General features: G+C 65.9%; 17 protein-coding genes. 15 read left to right on the top strand and 2 right to left on the bottom strand.

The features are described 5' to 3' along the window. The first annotated feature begins 81 nt into the window (after positions 1–81). The 13 genes from BMG03_RS13950 (at position 82) to recN (ending at position 15,363) form a co-directional block, all read left to right on the top strand. Positions 82–1,248 (top strand): peptidoglycan glycosyltransferase FtsW, encoded by a 1,167-nt coding sequence (locus tag BMG03_RS13950; protein WP_075775608.1) that lies wholly within the window; start codon positions 82–84, stop codon positions 1,246–1,248. Between the two features lie 18 nt (positions 1,249–1,266). Further along, the gene (locus BMG03_RS13945) at positions 1,267–2,370 is read left to right on the top strand and encodes a UDP-N-acetylglucosamine--N-acetylmuramyl-(pentapeptide) pyrophosphoryl-undecaprenol N-acetylglucosamine transferase (protein WP_075775607.1); all 1,104 of its coding nucleotides are present in this window, start codon (positions 1,267–1,269) and stop codon (positions 2,368–2,370) included. Then, positions 2,367–3,776 (top strand): UDP-N-acetylmuramate--L-alanine ligase, encoded by a 1,410-nt coding sequence (murC, locus tag BMG03_RS13940; RefSeq protein ID WP_075775606.1) that lies wholly within the window; start codon positions 2,367–2,369, stop codon positions 3,774–3,776. The genes BMG03_RS13945 and murC overlap by 4 nt, the downstream gene beginning before the upstream one ends. An 84-nt stretch (positions 3,777–3,860) precedes the next feature. Beyond that, positions 3,861–5,051 (top strand): APC family permease, encoded by a 1,191-nt coding sequence (locus BMG03_RS13935; protein ID WP_075775605.1) that lies wholly within the window; start codon positions 3,861–3,863, stop codon positions 5,049–5,051. Continuing rightward, entirely contained in the window at positions 5,048–5,299 is a 252-nt protein-coding gene (locus BMG03_RS13930) for a DUF2484 family protein (protein WP_075775604.1), read from the top strand. Before BMG03_RS13935 ends, BMG03_RS13930 begins: the two co-directional genes overlap by 4 nt. 48 nt (positions 5,300–5,347) lie before the next feature. Further along, positions 5,348–6,280: a UDP-N-acetylmuramate dehydrogenase gene (gene murB / locus BMG03_RS13925; RefSeq protein ID WP_075775603.1), complete on the top strand. Its 933-nt coding sequence runs from the start codon at positions 5,348–5,350 to the stop codon at positions 6,278–6,280. A gap of 66 nt (positions 6,281–6,346) precedes the next feature. Further along, complete coding sequence (locus tag BMG03_RS13920; RefSeq protein ID WP_075775602.1) at positions 6,347–7,261, top strand: D-alanine--D-alanine ligase; 915 nt, start codon at positions 6,347–6,349, stop codon at positions 7,259–7,261. After that, positions 7,249–8,214 carry a cell division protein FtsQ/DivIB gene (locus tag BMG03_RS13915; RefSeq protein WP_077701269.1) on the top strand — a complete coding sequence of 322 codons (966 nt, stop codon included), beginning with the start codon at positions 7,249–7,251 and terminating at the stop codon, positions 8,212–8,214. The genes BMG03_RS13920 and BMG03_RS13915 overlap by 13 nt, the downstream gene beginning before the upstream one ends. Next, entirely contained in the window at positions 8,211–9,536 is a 1,326-nt protein-coding gene (gene ftsA / locus BMG03_RS13910; RefSeq protein WP_075775601.1) for a cell division protein FtsA, read from the top strand. Before BMG03_RS13915 ends, ftsA begins: the two co-directional genes overlap by 4 nt. Before the next feature lie 269 nt (positions 9,537–9,805). Beyond that, positions 9,806–11,509, top strand: coding sequence for a cell division protein FtsZ (ftsZ, locus tag BMG03_RS13905; RefSeq protein WP_075775600.1), 1,704 nt, complete (start codon positions 9,806–9,808; stop codon positions 11,507–11,509). A 234-nt stretch (positions 11,510–11,743) separates the two neighbouring features. Continuing rightward, on the top strand, positions 11,744–12,664 hold the full coding sequence (lpxC, locus tag BMG03_RS13900; protein ID WP_075775599.1) for a UDP-3-O-acyl-N-acetylglucosamine deacetylase: 921 nt from the start codon (positions 11,744–11,746) through the stop codon (positions 12,662–12,664). A gap of 179 nt (positions 12,665–12,843) precedes the next feature. Then, positions 12,844–13,692, top strand: coding sequence for an outer membrane protein assembly factor BamD (locus BMG03_RS13895; RefSeq protein ID WP_075775738.1), 849 nt, complete (start codon positions 12,844–12,846; stop codon positions 13,690–13,692). 21 nt (positions 13,693–13,713) lie between these two features. Then, complete coding sequence (recN, locus tag BMG03_RS13890; protein ID WP_075775598.1) at positions 13,714–15,363, top strand: DNA repair protein RecN; 1,650 nt, start codon at positions 13,714–13,716, stop codon at positions 15,361–15,363. Between the two features lie 55 nt (positions 15,364–15,418). On the opposite strand, the gene BMG03_RS13885 is transcribed toward recN, so the two are convergent. After that, a complete protein-coding gene (locus BMG03_RS13885; protein ID WP_075775597.1) occupies positions 15,419–15,811 on the bottom strand; it encodes an SgcJ/EcaC family oxidoreductase in 393 nt (130 codons plus the stop codon). After that, entirely contained in the window at positions 15,808–17,184 is a 1,377-nt protein-coding gene (locus BMG03_RS13880; protein ID WP_075775596.1) for an FAD-binding oxidoreductase, read from the bottom strand. Before BMG03_RS13880 ends, BMG03_RS13885 begins: the two co-directional genes overlap by 4 nt. A gap of 178 nt (positions 17,185–17,362) precedes the next feature. Between BMG03_RS13880 and BMG03_RS13875 the strand changes: the two genes are divergently transcribed. Next, positions 17,363–18,751: a bifunctional enoyl-CoA hydratase/phosphate acetyltransferase gene (locus tag BMG03_RS13875; RefSeq protein WP_075775595.1), complete on the top strand. Its 1,389-nt coding sequence runs from the start codon at positions 17,363–17,365 to the stop codon at positions 18,749–18,751. Next, positions 18,748–19,920, top strand: a complete 1,173-nt coding sequence (locus tag BMG03_RS13870) for an acetate/propionate family kinase (RefSeq protein ID WP_075775594.1) — start codon at positions 18,748–18,750, stop codon at positions 19,918–19,920. Before BMG03_RS13875 ends, BMG03_RS13870 begins: the two co-directional genes overlap by 4 nt. The last annotated feature ends 73 nt before the right edge of the window (positions 19,921–19,993 follow it).

The following is a 19,993-nucleotide window of genomic DNA, read 5'->3' as shown; positions in this document are numbered from 1 at the left end:
GTCATCTCAAAGCTTTTGGGCTACGATTCTATTCAGACCCGGGAAACGGGCGTATTCGAGGCAGTAACGGCAGTATAGCCCATGACAGAAATGGCATTCGGCACCGTCCCCGTGCGGGTCGGTGAACCCGTCTTACCGAAATGGTGGCGCACGATCGACAAATGGGCGCTCGGCGCCGTTTTGGCGTTGTTCGGCCTTGGCATGCTTCTGGGGCTCGCAGCCTCGGTGCCGCTGGCAGAGCGCAACGGACTCGAACCCTTCTATTACGTGAAACGACAGGCGGCCTTCGGCGTGTTGGCGCTGTGCGTGATGCTGGGCATCTCGATGCTCGATCCGAAACAGGTGCGCAGGCTCGGCGTGATCGGCTTCGTGGGCGCGTTCATCGCGGTGATGCTGCTGCCGGTGCTGGGCACCGATTTCGGCAAGGGCGCGGTGCGCTGGTATTCCTTCGGCTTCGCCTCGATCCAGCCCTCCGAATTCCTGAAACCCGGTTTCGTCATAATCACCGGCTGGTTCATGGCCGCAGCGCATGAGGTCGGCGGGCCGAAGGGGCGGCTCTATTCCTTCCTGCTGATGGTGATCATCGTCGTGGCGCTCGCGCTGCAGCCCGACTTCGGTCAGGCCTCGCTGGTGCTCTTCGCCTGGTCGGTGATGTATTTCATCTCGGGCGCGCCGATCGCGCTGCTGACGGGGATCGGGGCGATGACCGTCGCAGGCGGCTTCTTCGCCTATAACTTCTCGGAACACTTCGCGCGCCGGATCAACGGGTTCCTGTCGACGGATGTCGACCCGCGCACCCAGATCGGCTACGCGACGAACGCCATCCAGGAGGGCGGATTCTTCGGCGTGGGCGTCGGGCAGGGGTCGGTGAAATGGTCGCTGCCCGATGCGCATACCGACTTCATCATCGCGGTCGCCGCCGAGGAATACGGCCTCATCCTTGTCCTCGTCATCATCGCGCTCTACGCGACGGTCGTGATCCGGTCGCTGCTGCGCCTGATGCGCGAGCGCGACCCGTTCACCCGGCTCGCAGGCGCGGGTCTGGCATGCGCCTTCGGCGTTCAGGCGATCATCAACATGGGCGTCGCGGTGCGCCTTCTGCCCGCGAAAGGCATGACTTTGCCGTTCGTCAGTTACGGTGGCTCTTCGGTCATTGCTTCGGGGATTGCGGTGGGTATGTTGCTCGCGCTGACTCGGACCCGGCCGCAGGGGCAGATTTCGGATATTCTCGCCCGGCGCGGTCGCTAAAACCCTCAGGAGGGGGACATGGCCAAGGACACGACCCCGCTACTGCTGATCGCCGCTGGCGGCACCGGCGGGCACATGTTCCCCGCACAGGCGCTGGCCGAGGCGATGGTGCGCCGGGGCTGGCGCGTCAAGCTGTCCACGGATGCGCGCGGGGCGCGCTACGCGGGCGGCTTTCCTCATACGGTGACGGTAGAGCAGATCGCCTCGGCGACCTTCGCGCGCGGCGGGGCGCTCGGCAAGCTGGGCGTGCCCTTCAAGATCGCGGGCGGTGTGGCCTCGGCCATCCGCAAGAACCTGTCGGACAAGCCGACGGTGGTCGTGGGTTTCGGCGGCTATCCGACGATCCCGGCGCTGTCCTCGGCGGTCGCGCTCGGCATTCCGCGTGCGATCCACGAACAGAACGGCATCATGGGCAAGGTGAACCGCGTCTTCGCCAAGAGGGTGAACCGCTTCGCCTGCGGCACCTGGCCGACCGATCTGCCCGAGGGCGTGCAGGGCGAGCACACGGGCAATCCGGTGCGGGCTTCCGTGCTGGAGCGTGCGGGGGCTGCCTATATTCCACCGGGCGATTACCCGATGTCGGTCCTCGTGATCGGCGGCTCGCAGGGCGCGCGCATCCTGTCTGACACGGTTCCGGCCGCGATGGCGAGCCTGCCCGAAGCCGCTCGCGCCAATCTGCGCGTCTCCCATCAGGCGCGCCCCGAAGATCTCGACCGGGTCGTGGCCGCCTATGAGGCTGCAGGCATCACCGCCGAGGTCGAGCCCTTCTTCAACGACGTGCCGCGCCGCCTCAGCGAATGTCAGCTGGTGATCTCGCGCGCGGGCGCATCATCGGTCGCGGATATCTCCGTCATCGGGCGGCCCGCGATCCTGATCCCCTATGCCGCCGCCGCTGGCGATCACCAAGCGGCCAATGCGCGCGGTCTCGCGAAGACCGGCGGCGCGATCACCATCCCCGAAAGCCAGCTCTCGGCAGAGAGCCTCGCGGATCAAATTTCACTGGTGCTGGACAACCCCGAGGGCGCGCTGCAGATGTCGCGCGCGGCCCTCTCCTACGGGGTGCCGGACGCCACCGAGCGGCTTGTCGCCCTCGTCGAAGACCTAGCAGGAAAGACTCAATGAACGCGACCAAACTGCCCGGAGAACTCGGCCCCATCCATTTCGTCGGTATCGGCGGGATCGGCATGTCCGGCATCGCCGAAGTGCTGATGACGCAGGGCTTCACGGTTCAGGGCTCGGATGCGAAATCCTCGAAAATCACCGACCGCCTGGCCACGCTGGGCGCGACCATCTTCGAAGGCCAGCGCGCCGAGAATATCGGGGAGGCTGGAGTCGTGGTGATCTCCACCGCGATCAAGCCGGGAAATCCCGAGCTGGAAGAAGCGCGCCGCCGCGGTCTTCCGGTCGTGCGCCGCGCCGAGATGCTGGCCGAGCTGATGCGCCTGAAATCGAACATCGCGATCGGCGGTACCCACGGCAAGACGACGACCACGACACTGGTCGCGACGCTTCTGGACAAGGGCAATTTCGACCCGACCGTGATCAATGGCGGGATCATCCACGCCTATGGCTCGAATGCGCGCGCAGGCGCGGGCGAGTGGATGGTGGTGGAGGCCGACGAAAGCGACGGCTCGTTCAACCGTCTGCCCGCGACCATCGCCATCGTGACCAATATCGACCCCGAGCATATGGAGCACTGGGGGTCCTTCGACGCGCTGCGCAAGGGCTTCTACGATTTCGTTTCGAACATCCCGTTCTACGGGTTGGCTGTCTGCTGCACCGATCATCCAGAGGTGCAGACGCTGGTCGGCAAGCTCAATGACCGCCGCGTCGTGACTTTCGGCTTCAACGCGCAGGCCGATATCCGCGCGATCAACCTGCATTACGAGGCGGGCGTCGCGCATTTCGACATCGCGCTGCAGGGCGAAGAGGGAAAGCCGGTGATCGAGGGCTGTACGCTGCCGATGCCGGGCGATCATAACGTCTCGAACGCGCTGGCCGCCGTCGCGGTGGCGCGCCACCTCGGGATGAAGATGGGCGAGATCAAGGAGGCGCTTGCGGGCTTCGGCGGCGTGAACCGGCGCTTCACCAAGGTGGGCGACGTGCTGGGCGGGGTGACGATCATCGACGATTACGGTCACCACCCGGTCGAGATCGCCGCGGTGCTGAAAGCGGCGCGTCAGGCGGTGAAGCCCGGTGCGCGCGTGATCGCGGTCCACCAGCCGCACCGATATTCGCGTCTGCATTCGCTGTTCGACGATTTCTGCACCTGTTTCAACGAGGCCGATGTGGTCGCCATCGCCGAGGTCTTCTCGGCGGGCGAGGAGCCGATCGAGGGGGCGACGCGCGACGATCTGGTCGCCGGTCTGATCGCGCATGGTCACCGTCATGCTCGTGCCATCTTGTCGGAAGATGATCTGGCCCGGCTGGTGCGTGAACAGGCGCGTCCCGGCGATATCGTCGTCTGCCTCGGGGCGGGGACGATCTCGACCTGGGCGAACAACCTGCCTGCGAAGCTGGGGGGCTGAGCAGGCGCCGGGGTGACCCGGCACGACATCCAAAAGGCTTGCGGCGCTGCCACGTCGTCTCATGTGGGCAAGGAAAGCCGCGCTATGCGTGACGAGGCGCATCTGAAACGTCGATTGGGTCCGTGGCTGATGACCGGCTACGGGGTCGGCGTCATGGTGGGCGCGGGTATCTACGTGCTGGTCGGCGCGGTCGCCGCGCAGGCAGGGATCTGGGCGCCGCTGGCCTTCGTGCTTGCGGGGCTGATCGCGGCCCCCTCGGCGCTTTCCTATGCCGAACTCTCTTCGCGCATCCCCGAAGCCGCCGGGGAGGCGGCCTATGTCGAGGAAGGGCTGCGCAGCCATGCGCTGGCTCTGATCGTGGGGCTGGGCATTGTCGTGGCAGGCACGGTCTCCGCGGCGGCGGTGCTGCGCGGTGGGGCGGGGTACCTGACGCTGCTGGTGCCGTTGCCGGTCGAGGGCGTGATGATCGCCTTCGGGCTGGCGCTGATCGGCGTCGCATGCCTCGGCGTGCTCGAATCCGTCGGTCTCGCCGCGGCGCTGACGCTGGTCGAGGTGGTCGGGCTCGCGCTGGTCATCTGGGCGGGGCTCTCCGCCGATCCGAGCCCCGATCTCACGCCGCTGCCCGCGCCGCACTGGGCCGGGATCGCGGCGGCCGCCTCGCTCGCCTTCTTCGCTTTCATTGGTTTCGAGGACATGGTGAACATGTCCGAGGAGATGCGCGACCCCATCCGTGACATGCCGCGCGCGATCCTCGCCGCGCTCGCGATTACCGCCGTTTTGTATCTGACCGTGAGCTATGCCGCCGTGCGTGCGGTGCCGCTGGCCGATCTCGCCCGCTCCGAACAGCCGCTGGCGCTGGTATGGCAATCGGCGGGGCACGCGCCCGGAATCCTCGCCGCGATCGCGGTGGCGGCGGCGCTGAACGGGGTGCTCGCGCAGGTGGTGATGGCGGCGCGCGTGCTGTTCGGTCTCGGTCGCCGCAGCCCCGCGCTTTCGGTTTTTCATCAGGCGCATCCGCGCTTTGGCACGCCGGTTCTCGCGACACTTCTTTGCGGCGTGGCGATGATTGCGCTTGCGCTCGCCGCCCCGGTCGAGCAATTGGCCGGTATTACCTCGAAGGTGCTTCTGGGCGTCTTCCTTCTCGTTAACTTGTCGCTCGTCGCGCTGAAAAGCCGGTCCGACTATGCGCCGTTCAAGGTGCCGATGGCGGTTCCGGTGGTGGGCGCATTGGTCGCCGGAGCGGCCCTGATTGCAGCCTTGGGAGGTTTCTCATGACCGTCTCGCTCTTTCTCGCTTGTGTCTGGGCACTCATAGCCACGCTGATCGCGATGGGACCGCGGCGGTTTCATTGGCCGGGCGCGTGGGGGCTGATCGCGGTGGGCGTGCCGCTGGTCGGCTGGGTGACCTATCAGAACGGTCCGATCTGGGGGCTGCTGGTCATGGCGGGCGGGATGTCCGTGCTGCGCTGGCCGGTCATTTTTCTCGTCCGGGCGTTGCGCGGCACGCGCGACACCGCTGAGTGAGCTCACGATCGCTTGCTTCGCCCCGCGCGCGAGGCTACGAAACGCGCCATGACCGATTGCCCCTCGACCTATACTCCGCGCGGCGCTCTGACGCCGAACCGTCCGCTTGACTCGCTGACCTGGCTTCGCGTGGGCGGCCCGGCGGACTGGCTGTTCCAGCCTGCCGACGAGGATGACCTTGCCGCCTTCCTGAAAGGCCTGCCCGAAGAGATCGCGGTCTTCCCGATGGGCGTCGGCTCGAACCTGATCGTGCGTGATGGCGGTCTGCGCGCGGTCGTGATCCGCATGGGGCGCGGTTTCAACGGCATCGCCTGCGAGGGCGAGACCGTCACCGCAGGTGCGGCGGCGCTGGACGCCCATGTCGCGCGCAAAGCTGCGCAGGCGGGGCTCGATCTGACCTTCCTGCGCACGATCCCCGGGGCGATTGGTGGCGCAGTGCGGATGAACGCGGGCTGCTACGGCAGTTACGTGGCCGATCACCTGATCGAAGCGCGTGCGATCACGCGGGCAGGGCAGCGGGTCACGCTCACGCCCGCCGATCTGAACTTCGCCTATCGTCAGAGCGATCTGCCCGAGGGCTGGGTGCTGACGGGGGCGACTTTCCGCGCCGAACCCGGCGATCCGGCGGCGCTCGAGGCGCATATGGCTGAACAGCTGGCCAAGCGCGACGCAACCCAACCCACCAAGGAGCGCACCGCCGGATCGACCTTCCGCAACCCGGCGGGCTTTTCCTCGACGGGACGCGCCGATGACACGCATGAGTTGAAGGCGTGGAAGGTCATCGACGACGCCGGCATGCGCGGCGCGCGCATCGGCGGCGCGCAAATGTCGGAAAAACACAGTAACTTTCTGATCAACACTGGCGGGGCGACCGCGGCCGATCTCGAAAATCTCGGGGAAGAGGTGCGCAAAAAGGTTGTGCAATCGAGCGGAATTTCGCTAGAGTGGGAAATCATGCGTGTAGGAGAATTCGAGGCATAAGACCTCCACCCTACAACGCAATTACCGGACGGGGGCCAACCCCCGCATGAGGCGAAAGTAGCGGGTATGTCGAGCAGGGCATCCCACCGTGTGGCGGTTCTTCTGGGCGGCCCTTCTGCTGAGCGGGAGGTGTCTCTGTCCTCGGGGCGCGAATGCGCCAAGGCATTGCGCACGGCGGGTTTCGAAGTGATCGAGATCGACGCGGGAGAGGATCTTCCGCAACGGCTGAACGATGCCGCGCCTGACTGTGTTTTCAATGCTTTGCACGGGCGCTGGGGCGAAGATGGCTGCGTTCAGGGCATGCTCGAATGGCTCCGTATCCCCTATACTCATTCCGGCGTTCTGGCCTCTGCGCTGGCCATGGACAAGGCCCGCGCCAAGCAGGCCTATGCCGCCGCGAACCTGCCCATCGTGCAATCGGTGATCGCCTCCAGGGGGGACGTGATGGCGCGGCACGTGCTGCCCGCGCCCTACGTCGTGAAGCCGAATAACGAAGGATCGTCCGTCGGCGTCTACCTGGTGATGGACGGCGCGAATTCTCCGCCGCAGCTGTCGGCCGAGATGCCCGAAGAGGTGATGGTCGAGACCTACGCCCCGGGCCGCGAATTGACCGTTTCCGTGATGGGCGAGCGCGCGCTCTGCGTGACCGAAATCATCACCGAGGGCTGGTACGACTATGACGCGAAATACCGCCCCGGCGGATCGCGTCACGTCCTTCCCGCCGAAATCCCCGTCGAGATCACCGAAGCCTGCCTCGATTACGCAATTCGCGCACATCAGGTGCTGGGCTGCCGGGGGCTCTCGCGCACCGATTTCCGCTGGGACGAGGGCAGGGGGCTCGCCGGTCTCGTGCTGCTGGAAACCAACACCCAGCCCGGCATGACGCCCACCTCGCTTTCGCCCGAACAGGCGGCCCATTGCGGCATCGACTTCCCGGAGCTTTGCGCCTGGTTGGTGGAGGACGCCTCATGCGGCCGCTGAACGGGACCCCGCCGCGCGAAGTCCCCGGGCATCGCAAGGGCCCCTCGGGCGGCATGGCTCCTCGCGTTTACCAACGCTCCAAACGTCCCGCGCGCCGCGATCCCGCGCCGTCGCGGCTCGCTTTCAAGCTCGAACGCCTGTGGCTGACGCCCGCCGTGCGCGCCTTCACCCGGATCGGCCTTCCGCTCGTGTTGATCGTTGCGGGCCTTGGGGTATGGCTCGGCGATCCCGGCCGCCGCGCCGAGCTGGTCGCGCAGGTGCAGGATGTGAAGGACGCGATCGAGCATCGCCCCGAATTCATGGTCAAGCTGCTCAAGATCGAGGGTGCGAGCCCTGAGGTCGCGCATGCCGTGCGCGCGATGCTGCCGGTGGGGCTGCCCGCGTCCAGCTTCGACATCGACCTTGATGCCTATCGCGATACGATCCGCCGGCTCGATGCGGTGGCCGATGCGCGCCTCGTGATCCGCCCCGGTGGCGTGCTCGAGGCCGACGTGACCGAGCGCGTGCCCGCGATCCTCTGGCGGCAGCCAGCGGGTCTGGAAATGCTCGACGCCTCCGGCCACCGGGTCGCCACGCTGATTTCGCGCGACGCGCGCCCCGATCTGCCGGTGATTTCCGGCATGGGCGCGGACAAGGCGGTGCCCGAGGCGCTGGAGATCATCGCCGATGCCGGTCCGATCCTGCCGCGCCTGCGCGGGCTGGAGCGGTTGGGCGAGCGGCGCTGGGACATGGTGCTCGATCACGATCAGCGCATCATGCTCCCCGAGACCGATCCCGTCGCCGCACTCGACCGCATCCTCGCGCTCAATACCGCCGAGGATCTGCTCGCCCGCGATTTCACCGTGATTGATTTTCGAAACAAGGACCGTCCGACGATCCGGCTCAGCGATAACGCGCTCGCCGAATTCCGCCGGGTGCAGTCAGACATTCTCAAAGCGAGGGCCACGCAATGACCGATCTCTACGAGTTCCAGCGCGCAATGCGCAACATGCGTAAGGCAGCGATGCAACGGGGCGTGATCGCGCTCCTCGATGTCGGCAGTTCCAAGATCGCCTGCCTCGTTCTGAAGTTCGACAATCCCAACGGGACCGAGGATGAAGGCTCGCTGGCCGGGCACGCCTCGGTTCGGGTGATCGGGGCCGCGACGACCCGTTCGCGCGGGGTGCGCTTCGGCGAGATCGACGCGATGGCAGAGACCGAACGCGCGATCCGGACCGCCGTGCAGGCGGCGCAGAAGATGGCCAATACCCGCGTCGATCACGTCATCGCCTGTTTCGCGGGCGCCGAACCGCGCTCCTATGGTCTCGCCGGTGAGATCGAAGTGCAGGGCGATCAGGTCACCGAGGTGGATGTGAGCCGCGTGTTGGCGTCGTGCGATATCCCACCGCTCGGGGCAGGGCGCGAAGTGCTCCATGCGCAGCCAGTGAACTTCGCGCTCGACCATCGCTCGGGTCTGGCTGATCCGCGGGGCCATGCGGGGCAACGGCTCGCGGTCGACATGCATTTGCTGACCGTCTCCGACACCGCGATCCAGAACCTGATTTACTGCATCCGGCGCTGTGATCTCGAACTCGCGGGTATTGCGAGTTCGGCCTATGTTTCCGGCGTCTCCAGCCTTGTCGAAGACGAGCAGGAACTGGGCGCTGCCTGCATCGACATGGGCGGCGGTGCGACCGGCGTGTCGATCTTCATGAAGAAACACATGATCTATGCCGACGCGGTGCGTCTGGGTGGCGAGCATGTCACCCGCGACATCGCGGCGGGGTTGCGGGTGCCGATGTCGGTGGCCGAGCGGATCAAGACCTTCCACGGCGGCGTCGTGGCTACCGGCATGGACGATCGCGAGATGATCGAGCTGGGCGGCGACTCCGGCGACTGGGAGAAAGACCGCCGCCAGGTAAGCCGGGCCGAACTGATCGGCATCATGCGTCCGCGCGTCGAGGAAATCCTCGAAGACGTGCGTGCGATCCTCGATGCCGCAGGGTTCGAGCATCTGCCCTCGAAGCAGATCGTGCTGACCGGCGGGGCGAGCCAGATCCCCGGCCTCGACGGGCTGGCTGCGCGAATCCTCGGCCAGAACGTAAGGCTCGGGCGACCGATGCGGGTGCAGGGGCTGCCGCAGGCCGCGACCGGGGCGGGCTTCTCTTCCGTGGTGGGGCTCTCGCTTTTCGCTGCGCATCCGCAAGACGAATGGTGGGATTTCGAAATGCCCCCCGAAACGCTGGGCGGGCGCTCGCTGCGCCGGGCCATCCGCTGGTTCCGCGATAATTGGTGAAATGTTGCAAAAGTGAAAATCGACTGATCTCAGACGCCTGTCGCGCGAACTTCAAGTTCGCGTAGCGGCGGCGGTCTGACCGCACGATCCACACAATATCCTGACGTTTGCGCGAAATACCGCTGGTCACGGAATCTGGAGCTCCAGATTTTGTGGTTCGGGATGGTTTTTTGCGTGACGCTGCGGCGATTCATCGCTAAAATCGGTCTAATTTCCATCGAAATCGGCCTGGGACAGGGTCGGGCAGCAACAACAGGCGGACATACCACATGGCGTTGAATTTGATGATGTCAGAGCACGAGGACCTCAAGCCCCGGATCACCGTATTCGGCGTCGGGGGCGCGGGCGGGAACGCGGTCAACAACATGATCGAGCAGCAGCTCGAGGGCGTGGAGTTCGTGGTCGCGAATACCGACGCTCAGGCGCTGCAGCAGTCCAAGTCGCAGGCCCGGGTCCAGATGGGCACCAAGGTCACCGAGGGGCTGGGCGCAGGCGCGCGTCCCACGGTGGGCGCGGCCGCGGCCGAAGAGAGCATCGAGGCGATCGTCGATCACCTTGCCGGGGCGCATATGTGCTTCATCACCGCCGGCATGGGCGGTGGCACCGGCACCGGCGCGGCGCCGATCATCGCGCAGGCCGCGCGCGAGCTTGGCGTGCTGACCGTTGGCGTCGTGACCAAGCCCTTCCAGTTCGAAGGCTCCAAGCGGATGCGTCAGGCCGAGCAGGGCCTCGAGGAGCTCCAGAAGGTCGTCGACACGCTGATCATCATTCCGAACCAGAACCTGTTCCGTCTGGCCAACGAGAAAACCACCTTCACCGAAGCCTTCTCGATGGCCGACGACGTTCTGTATCAGGGCGTGAAAGGCGTGACCGACCTGATGGTCCGCCCGGGCCTCATCAACCTCGACTTCGCCGACGTGCGCGCGGTGATGGACGAGATGGGCAAGGCAATGATGGGCACCGGCGAGGCCACCGGCGAGGATCGCGCGGTTCAGGCGGCCGAGAAGGCGATCGCGAACCCGCTGCTCGACGAGATCTCGCTCAAGGGCGCGAAAGGCGTGCTGATCAACATTACCGGCGGCTACGACCTGACGCTGTTCGAACTCGACGAGGCGGCGAACCGGATCCGCGAAGAGGTCGACCCGGACGCAAACATCATCGTGGGTTCGACGCTGGATCCCGAGATGGAAGGCGCGATGCGCGTCTCCGTCGTCGCGACCGGCATCGACGCGCTGGCGAGCCCGGCGGAAATCCCGGTGCCGCGCCGCTCGCTGGCCGAGCCGCTGAAGCCCGCGGAAACCGCAGCCGAGGCCACCATCGAGCATGCGCCCGCCGCAGCCGCCGCTCCGGCGCCGCAACCGGCACCCCAGCCTGCGCCGCAGCACGCGCCGGCCGCTCAGGCAGCCCCGCAGCCTGCGCCGCAACCGCAGCAGACCGCGCAAGAGCGGACCCTGTTCGATGCGCCCGCGGCGCGCGCCACGATGGATCAGCCGCGCGCCCACGAGGCCGCCGACGATCTGCCGCCGCCGGCCTACCGTCCGCAGCCTGCGCCGACGCAGGACCTGCATGTCGAAGACGGCGCGCATGACTATGTCGCACCGCGTCCGCGTCAGCCCGGCACCCCTTCGCCGGAGGCGCTGCGTCGCCTCGAGGCGGCGGTGAACAAGTCCCCGTCGAACGCGCCCGCGCAGCGTCCGATGGCTGCGACTCGCCCCGCAGCGCAGCAGCAGCCGCAGCCGCAGGCAGAGCGTCCGCGTTTCGGAATCAACTCGCTGATCAACCGCATGACCGGTCACGGCCATGGCGAGCAGGGCCACGCGCCGCAGCAGCACGCTCCGCAGCAGCCTGCGCCGCAGCCCCAGCAGCAGCGTCCGCAGACCGCTCAGCCGCGCGCGGAAGCCTACGATGACGAGCAATCCGACGATCAGGATCGCATCGAAATCCCGGCATTCCTGCGTCGTCAGGCAAATTAATCGGTCACAAAGACTTCACGAAACATCGAAAAGGGCCTGCGCGAGCGGGCCCTTTTCTATTGGAGAACAAAGGTTTACGTCCTCATACGCGGTGTTCCGCCAGATCACGGTCGCAATGTTTCAGGCCGTTACAAAGAGTGAATTGTTAACCGCGCCCTCTCTGACTAACTGATGCTGCGGCTCCCGAACCCGTGTGTTCGTTGATCGCCAGAGAAAAAAGTTGTGAGGTCTATCGTGCAGACGACGCTTGCCAAATCCGTGGCCTTTTCCGGCGTTGGGCTCCATTCGGGCGCCCCGGTCGAGATGCATGTGCATCCGGCGCCGTCGGGCCATGGCATCGTGTTCCGTCGCACCGATGTGTCCGGCGTGAACCCCCGCGTACCCGCCTTGTGGAGCAACGTGCCGAGCGCGACGCTCTGCACGCTGATCGAAAACGAGGATGGCGTCCAGGTCTCGACGATCGAGCATCTGATGGCGGCACTCGTCGGTTCGGGCATTCACAATGCGCTGATCTCGCTCGACGGGCCTGAAGTGCCGATCCTCGATGGCTCATCGGCCCCGTTCGTCGCCGAGTTCTGCGAAGCCGGTCTGCGGCACCTCGCCGCGGAACTGCGCGCGATCCGCATCCTCAAGCCGGTCGAAGTGCGCAACGGCAAGGCCGTCGCGCGGCTCGAACCGGCCGCCAGCCTCGAGATCGATTTCGCGATCGACTTCACCGACGCCGCCATCGGCCGTCAGAGCAAACGTCTCAAGATGGCCAACGGCGCCTTCGTGCGCGAGCTGATGGACAGCCGCACCTTCTGCCGCCTCGCCGATGTCGATGCGATGCGCGAGAAGGGGCTGAGCCTCGGCGGCACCTTCGAGAATGCCGTGGTCGTCGATGGCGACAAGGTTCTGAGCCCCGGCGGTTTGCGTCACGCGGACGAACCAGTGCGCCACAAGATGCTCGACGCGCTTGGCGATCTCGCGCTCGCGGGCGCGCCGATCCTCGGTCGTTATCGCGGCAACCGCGCGGGTCACGCGATGACGAACCAGCTTCTGCGGGCGCTGTTTGCGCGCCCCGATGCGTGGTGCTGGGAAACCTGCTCGTCCGCACAGGCTTACAGCCTGCCCGGAGCTGGTGTATGCTCGGCAGCGGCACTGGCATCGGCCTGAACGCATCGCGGCCCGGTCACGGGTTCGCGGGCATCGGGAAAAGGGGCGTCAAAACCCGCAAAGGCATTTTGCGCCCCGGATTTTTCTGTGCTAGGACATGCCGAACGGCCTCCGAACCGGGGCAGTGATTGACGGGTCCGGGGCCTTTCTCCGGCAACGAAAGAGGGATGGGGCAGGGCATGGCGCGCGGCAAATTAGCGGCAGCGAAACTCGGGGCTCTTGGTCTTGTTATGGCGCTTTCCGCCTGCGGTCCTGATCCGAACAAAGCACCGAACCTCGAAAACTTCACGGCCAAGCAAATCTACGAGCGCGGCGAATACGAGCTCGAGGTCGGCAATCCGCGGCGTCCCAACACCGCGCTGAAATATTTCTCCGAGGTCGAGCGGCTTTACCCCTATTCGCAATGGGCCAAGCGCGCGTTGATCATGGAAGCCTATGCTCAGCACAAGGCGAAGAATTACGAAGAAGCCCGCGCCTCGGCGCAGCGATTCCTCGACACCTATCCGGGTGACGAAGACGCGGCCTATGCGCAGTATCTTCTGGCGCTCAGCTATTACGATCAGATCGACGAGGTCGGCCGGGATCAGGGCCTGACCTTCCAGGCGCTGCAGGCGCTGCGCGACGTGATCGAGAAATACCCCGATTCCGAATATGCCCAGTCGGCTATGCTGAAATTCGACCTGGCCTTCGATCACCTCGCCGGCAAGGAGATGGAGATCGGACGCTACTACCTCAAGCGCGGTAACTACACGGCGGCGATCAACCGCTTCCGCGTTGTGGTGGAGCAGTTCCAGACGACGACCCACACGCCCGAGGCGCTGGAACGTCTGGTGGAGGCCTATCTCGCGCTCGGCATCACCGATCAGGCGCAGACCGCCGCGGCGATCCTCGGCCACAACTTCCAGTCCTCGCCCTTCTATCAGGACGCGTACAACCTGCTGCAAAGGCGTGGGTTGAAGCCCGAGGCGAAGGGCGACGGGTGGCTGTCCAGCGTGTATCGACAGGTGATTCAGGGCAAGTGGCTCTGATCTGGGCCCTCATGGTCTGACATGCTTCATTCGCTGGATATCCGCGACATTCTGATTATCGAGAGGCTCGAGCTGGACTTCGGTCCCGGCCTCAACGTGCTGACCGGCGAGACCGGGGCGGGCAAGTCGATCCTGCTCGATTGCCTGGGCTTCGTCCTTGGTTGGCGCGGGCGCGCGGAACTCGTGCGTCAGGGCGCCGATCAGGGCGAGGTGACAGCGGTGTTCGAACTGCCCTCCGATCACCCCGCGCGCGACGTGCTGGCCGAGGCCGGCATTCCCGTAACTGACGAGTTGATCCTGCGTCGGGTGAATGCGCGCGACGGGCGCAAGACCGCTTGGATCAACGACCGCCGGGCGAGCGGCGACGTGCTGCGGCAAGTCTCTGCCTCGCTGGTGGAACTGCACGGTCAATCCGACGATGGCGGCTTGTTGAACGAACGCGGCCACCGCGCGCTGCTCGATGCCTTCGCGGGCCATTCCGAGCTGCTGGAGGCCACCCGCTCCGCCTGGAAAGCGCGCGCAGCTGCGGCGCGCAAGCTTGAGGCGGCGCGTAGCTCACTTGCGGCCGTGAAAGAGGAAGAGGAATTCCTGCGCCACGCCGTGAAGGAATTCGACTCGCTCGATCCCAAGCCCGGAGAGGAAGCCGAACTCGACGGTCAGCGCCGCCTGATGCAGGGCGCCGCAAAAATCCGCGAAGATGTGTCCCGCGCCTTTGCCGCTCTGGGCCCGGAAGGGGCGGAGGGGATGATGCGTGACGCCGATCGCTGGCTGCAGGGCGCTGCGGACCGGGCCGAAGGGCGCCTCGACGCGCCGCTGGAGGCCTTGGAGCGCGCGTTTCTCGAATTGGGCGAGGCAGCCCAAGGCGTGGAGACCGCGCTTGATGCGCTCGATTTCGACCCGCATGCCTTGGAGGCCTGCGAGGAACGTCTGTTCGCGATCCGCGGTTTGGCCCGCAAGCATGGCGTGCTGGCCGATGAACTGGCCGATTTCGCCGAAGGCCTGCGCGAGAAGCTTGCTGCGCTGGACGCGGGCGAGGAGGGGATCGGTGCGCTAGAAGCCGACCTCGCGAAAGCCGGTGCAACCTATGACAAGGCCGCCGTGGCCCTGTCGCAGGCGCGCGCCGAGGCCGCGGGGCAGCTCGATGCCGCGATGGCGGGCGAGTTGGCTCCGCTGAAGATGGACCGCGCCGTGTTCGAGACGCGCCTGTCCGAGGGCGAGCCCGGGCCGGAAGGCACCGATACCGTGCGCTTCACCGTCGCCACCAACCCCGGCGCGCCGGCGGGCCCGCTCAACAAGATCGCCTCCGGGGGCGAACTGTCGCGCTTCCTGCTGGCGCTGAAAGTCGTGCTCGCGCGCGGCACCGATACGCTGACCCTGATCTTTGACGAGATCGACCGCGGCGTGGGCGGAGCCACCGCCGATGCCGTGGGGCGCCGCCTCGCAAAGCTGGCCGAAGGGGCGCAAGTCCTCGTCGTCACCCACTCTCCTCAGGTCGCCGCCCGTGGCGCCACCCATTTCTGCGTCGCGAAATCGGTGACTGACGGCATGACCACGTCCGAGGTCCGCGCGCTGGCCACAGCAGAGCGCACCGACGAGATCGCCCGGATGATCGCCGGTGCAGAAGTCACCGACGCCGCGAAGGCTGCGGCGCTGGACCTGCTGAAGGGGTAGGGGAGCGCCGCTTCCGCTCACTCCAAGTCTATCGGATATTCGGTCGGAGCGAGGCTTACCCCGCCTCCACGACGAACTGCGCGGCGACGATTTGCCAGCCATTCGGCGTCAGTTCCAGCGTTGCGGCCAGCGTGCAGCCGATGCGGCCGGCATCGGCGCCGTTCTCGGTGATGATCCCGGTTAGGACGAAGCGCTGCAGTACGACCGCTGCCTCGGCGCCGACAGGGCGCGATTTGGCCTTGCCGGTCACCAGCCGCGCGCGCGAGAAGGCGCCGGCGAGTTCGCCTGCGAACAACTCCGCGATCTGGGTGCGACCGGAGGCGACTCCACCCGTCAGCGAGATGAAATCGGCATCTTCCGCGAAAAATCCCGCAAGCGCCTGCGCATCGCGCGCGCCCCAGGCTTTTGCGAAGGCGCGGGGCAGCGCGTCCGGAGTCTCGAAGCTCATTCGTCCTGCTCCACCAGTTTACCGGGATTGAGAATGTTCTGCGGGTCGAGCGCGCGTTTGATCTGGCCCATCACGTCCCAACCAGCACCATGCTCGTCGCGCATGTAGCCCGTCTTGCCCATGCCGATGCCGTGCTCGCCAGTGACGGTGCCCTGCATCTCGAGCGCGCGTTCGGCCATCTTCGCGGCCACTTTCTTGGCACGTTTGAACTCGTCCTTATCCTCGGGATCGAGCAGCAGGACAGAGTGGAAATTCCCGTCGCCGACATGGCCCACAACGGGACCGATCAACCCGGCCTCGATGATGTCGCGCTTGGTCGCGGCAACGGCCTCGGCCAGCCGCGAGATCGGCACGCAGATATCGGTCACCAGTCCCATGCAGCCGGGGCGATGCGCGATCGTGGCGGGGTAGGCGCCGTGACGCATCTTCCACAGCTTATTGCGGTCCTCGGTCGTCGTCGCCCATTGGAAATCTGCGCCGCCCATCTCGGCCACGACTTCGCCGAACCGCTCGGAGGCCTCGGCCACACCGCTTTCCGAGCCGTGAAACTCGATCATCAGATGCGGTTTCGCGGGGAAATCGGTGCCGTTGGCCTCGTTGAATATCTGCGCGGTGAGGTCGTCGACGAATTCGATCCGCGCCATCGGGATGCCCATCTGGATCGTCATCTGCACCGTCTCGACCGCCGCTTCCAGCGTATCGAAGGCGCAGACCGCAGAGGAGATAGCCTCGGGCTGGCCATGCAGGCGCAACGTCAATTCGGTGATGATCCCGAGCGTGCCTTCCGAACCCAGCATCAGCGCGGTCAGGTCATATCCGGCGGAGGATTTCTTCGCACGGCTGCCGGTCCGGATGATGCGGCCATCGGCCAGCACCACTTCCAGCGCCGCCACATTGTCGCGCATCGAGCCATAGCCCACCGTCGTCGTCCCGCTCGCCCGGGTCGCCGCCATGCCGCCAAGCGAGGCGTTCGCGCCCGGATCGACCGGGAAGAACAGCCCCGTCGCGCGCAGATTTTCGTTCAGCGCCACGCGAGTCACGCCGGGCTGGACGCGGACCTGCATATCCTCGGCCAGAACCTCCACCACTCGGTCCATCTTCATCAGGTCGAGGCTGACCCCGCCGCGCACCGGCACGGCGTGCCCCTCCAGCGAGGTGCCCGTGCCATAGGGCGTGATCGGCACGTCATGCGCGGCGCAGATCTTCACGATCTGGCTGACCTCTTCGGTGCTGGTCGGATAAGCCACGGCATCGGGGGGTGAGAAGGGAAACCACGTCTCGTTGCGGCCATGTTGGTCGCGCGCGCCTTTCGAGGTATCGAGCCGGTCGCCCAGCAAAGTTTCGAGTTCCGCCAGCGCCTCTGCCAGTGCCATGCAACGCCTCCCATGTCTTGCTGCCAAAGCTTTAGGCTCAGCCGCGCGGGAGTGAAAGGGTTTCAGCGGATTGTCGGCGGTTTTTGTCTCGGATCAAGGATTTGTCGCGAATCTTTGCCTAGGCAGCAGCGTGCAGGTCTCGCAGACTTGCAGTGCAGGAAAAAGAAGGAGCGCGCCAATGATGTTCGAGAGCCGGAAATGGGACGAGATCGAGGTCGGCCAGTCAGCCGAATTGAAGCGGCTATGCACTGCCGACGATTTCTACGTTTTCGCCGCCGCCTCCGGCAATCACAACCCGGTCCATCTCGAAGACGAGGATGGCGATGGCGATGGCCGGAAGGAGGCCTACGCGCCGGGCATGTTCGTGGCCTCTCTGATCACCGCCGTGCTGGGCAACCTGCTGCCGGGGCCGGGGACGCTCTACCGCGCGCAAAGCCTGCGCTTCCATGATCACGCGATGGCGGGTCAAGAGCTCTGCGCCCGCGTCGAGGTTCTCGAGAAGCTGCCCGGCGAGCTGCTGCGGATGAAGACGGAAGTGCGCCGTGTGGGCGATGACGCGCTGATCGTCGAGGGCGAGGCCGAAGTTCATGCCCCGCAGAAACACCTGAAATTCGATGCTCTCGAAGTGCCCGGCCTGATCTCGCAGCGCCACCGCCATTTCGAGAAACTGCTGGAAAAGGCCGAGCCGCTGCCCGATTTGGTCACCGCCGTCGTCTGCCCCGAAGAGCCGGTGTCGCTCGACGGTGCGCTCCTCGCCGCCGAGCATCACCTGATCGAGCCGCTGCTGATCGGCCATCCCGAAAAGATCATGTCCGTCGCGAAAGAGCTCGGCCGCGACGTGACCAAGTTCGAGATCCTGCCCGCCGAGACCGCCCGCGATGCCGCGCGCATGGCGGTGCAGCTGGTCAACGAGGGGCGCGCCGGCGCGGTGATGAAGGGCCATCTGCATACCGATGCGCTTTTGAAGCCGATGCTCGACAAGAATACCGGGCTGCGGATCGGCAAGCGCTTCACCCATGTCTTCGTCATGGATGTGCCGGGCGTTGTGCATCCGCTGATCGTCACCGATGCCGCGATCAATATCGCGCCCGATCTCGAGACCAAGGTGCATATCGTGCAAAACGCGATCGACGTGGCGATCTCGATCGGGATCGAGGTGCCGAAGGTCGGCGTGCTGTCTGCAGTCGAGACCGTGACGCCCGCGATCCCGTCGTCCCTCGATGCGGCGCTCTTGTCGAAAATGGCCGAACGTGGGCAGATCATCGGCGGCGAGGTCGATGGCCCGCTCGCGATGGACAATGCGGTCGATCTGGCCGCCGCACGCACCAAGGGCATCCGCTCGGCGGTCGCGGGCCGGGCCGAGGTGCTGGTCGCACCCGGGATCGACTCCGCGAATATGCTGGCCAAGCAGCTCGCTTACATCTCCCACGCGGAAGGGGCGGGGCTGATGCTGGGCGCGAAGGTGCCGGTGATCCTGAACTCGCGCTCCGATAGCGGGATGGCGCGGCTGGCCTCTGCCGCCGTGGCCTCGATCCACTACCACCGCACCTGCGGGGGCCGCGCATGAGCACCCGTGCGATCCTGACACTGAACTCCGGCTCGTCCTCGCTGAAGCTGGGGTTGTTCTCGGAAGACCTCGAGACGCTCGCGCTTGGTCATGTCGACCGGATCGGACGGCGCGAGGCGGCGATGAAACTCGGCGGACCCGATGGATCGCCACTGCCGCTGCCCGCCTCCGCGCCAGATGACTTCGTCACCAATGCGGCGGCGCTACACACTGCGCTTGCGGCCTTCCAGTCGGCCTTTCCCGGGCTGGAAGTGATCGCGGTCGGCCACCGGATCGTGCATGGCGGGATCGACCACGCCGCGCCGGAACCCCTGTCCGAGCCGCTCATGGCGGAATTGGCCAAGCTCGCCCCGTTCGCGCCGCTGCACCAGCCACATAACCTCGCCGGTGTCCGTGCCGCGGTCGATACCTTCCCCGGCACGCCGCAGGTCGCCTGCTACGACACCGCCTTTCATCGCGGCCATCCCTTCGTCAGCGACACATTCGCGCTGCCGCGCCGCTATTACGAGCAGGGGGTGCGCCGCTACGGCTTCCACGGGCTGAGCTATGATTTCATCAATGGCGAACTGACGCGGACCGAGCCCGAGTTGCACAAGGGGCGGATGATCGTGGCGCATTTAGGCTCGGGTGCGTCGATGTGCGCGATCGAGAACGGCCAGTCCGTCGCCTCGACAATGGGGTTCTCCGCGCTGGAAGGCCTGCCGATGGGCACACGCCCGGGCGAACTGGACCCCGGCATCCTGCTCTACATGATGGATCAGGAGGGGATGAGCCCGTCCGAGATTTCGACGCTGCTCTACAAGGAATCGGGCCTATTGGGCATGTCCGGCATTTCCAACGACATGCGCACGCTCGAGGCCTCGGACGATCCCAAGGCAAAAGAGGCGATCGATTATTTCTGCTTCCGCATCAAACGCCAGATCGGGGCGATGGCAGCGGCGATGGGCGGCCTGGACGGGATCGTCTTTACCGGCGGGATCGGGGAGAACTCGGCGCGCGTGCGCGCGCAGGCCTGCGAGGGGCTGGGCTTCCTCGGGGTCGCGGTCAATCCCGACGCCAATGCCGAAAATGCGCGCGAAATCGGGGCGGGCGCGGTTCGGGTTCTCGTAATCCCAACCAACGAGGAAATCGTCATCGCGCGGGCGGCGAAGGCGGTACTCGACCTTTAGACGACGGCGCATGCGGCCCCTGCGGGACGCTCCGCGGGGGATATTTAGACCAATACGAAAGAGGGGACCCAGC

This window comes from Thioclava nitratireducens, from assembly GCF_001940525.2.
GTDB classification, from domain to species: Bacteria; Pseudomonadota; Alphaproteobacteria; order Rhodobacterales; family Rhodobacteraceae; genus Thioclava; species Thioclava nitratireducens.
This window is presented reverse-complemented; position numbering and strand designations above follow the sequence as displayed.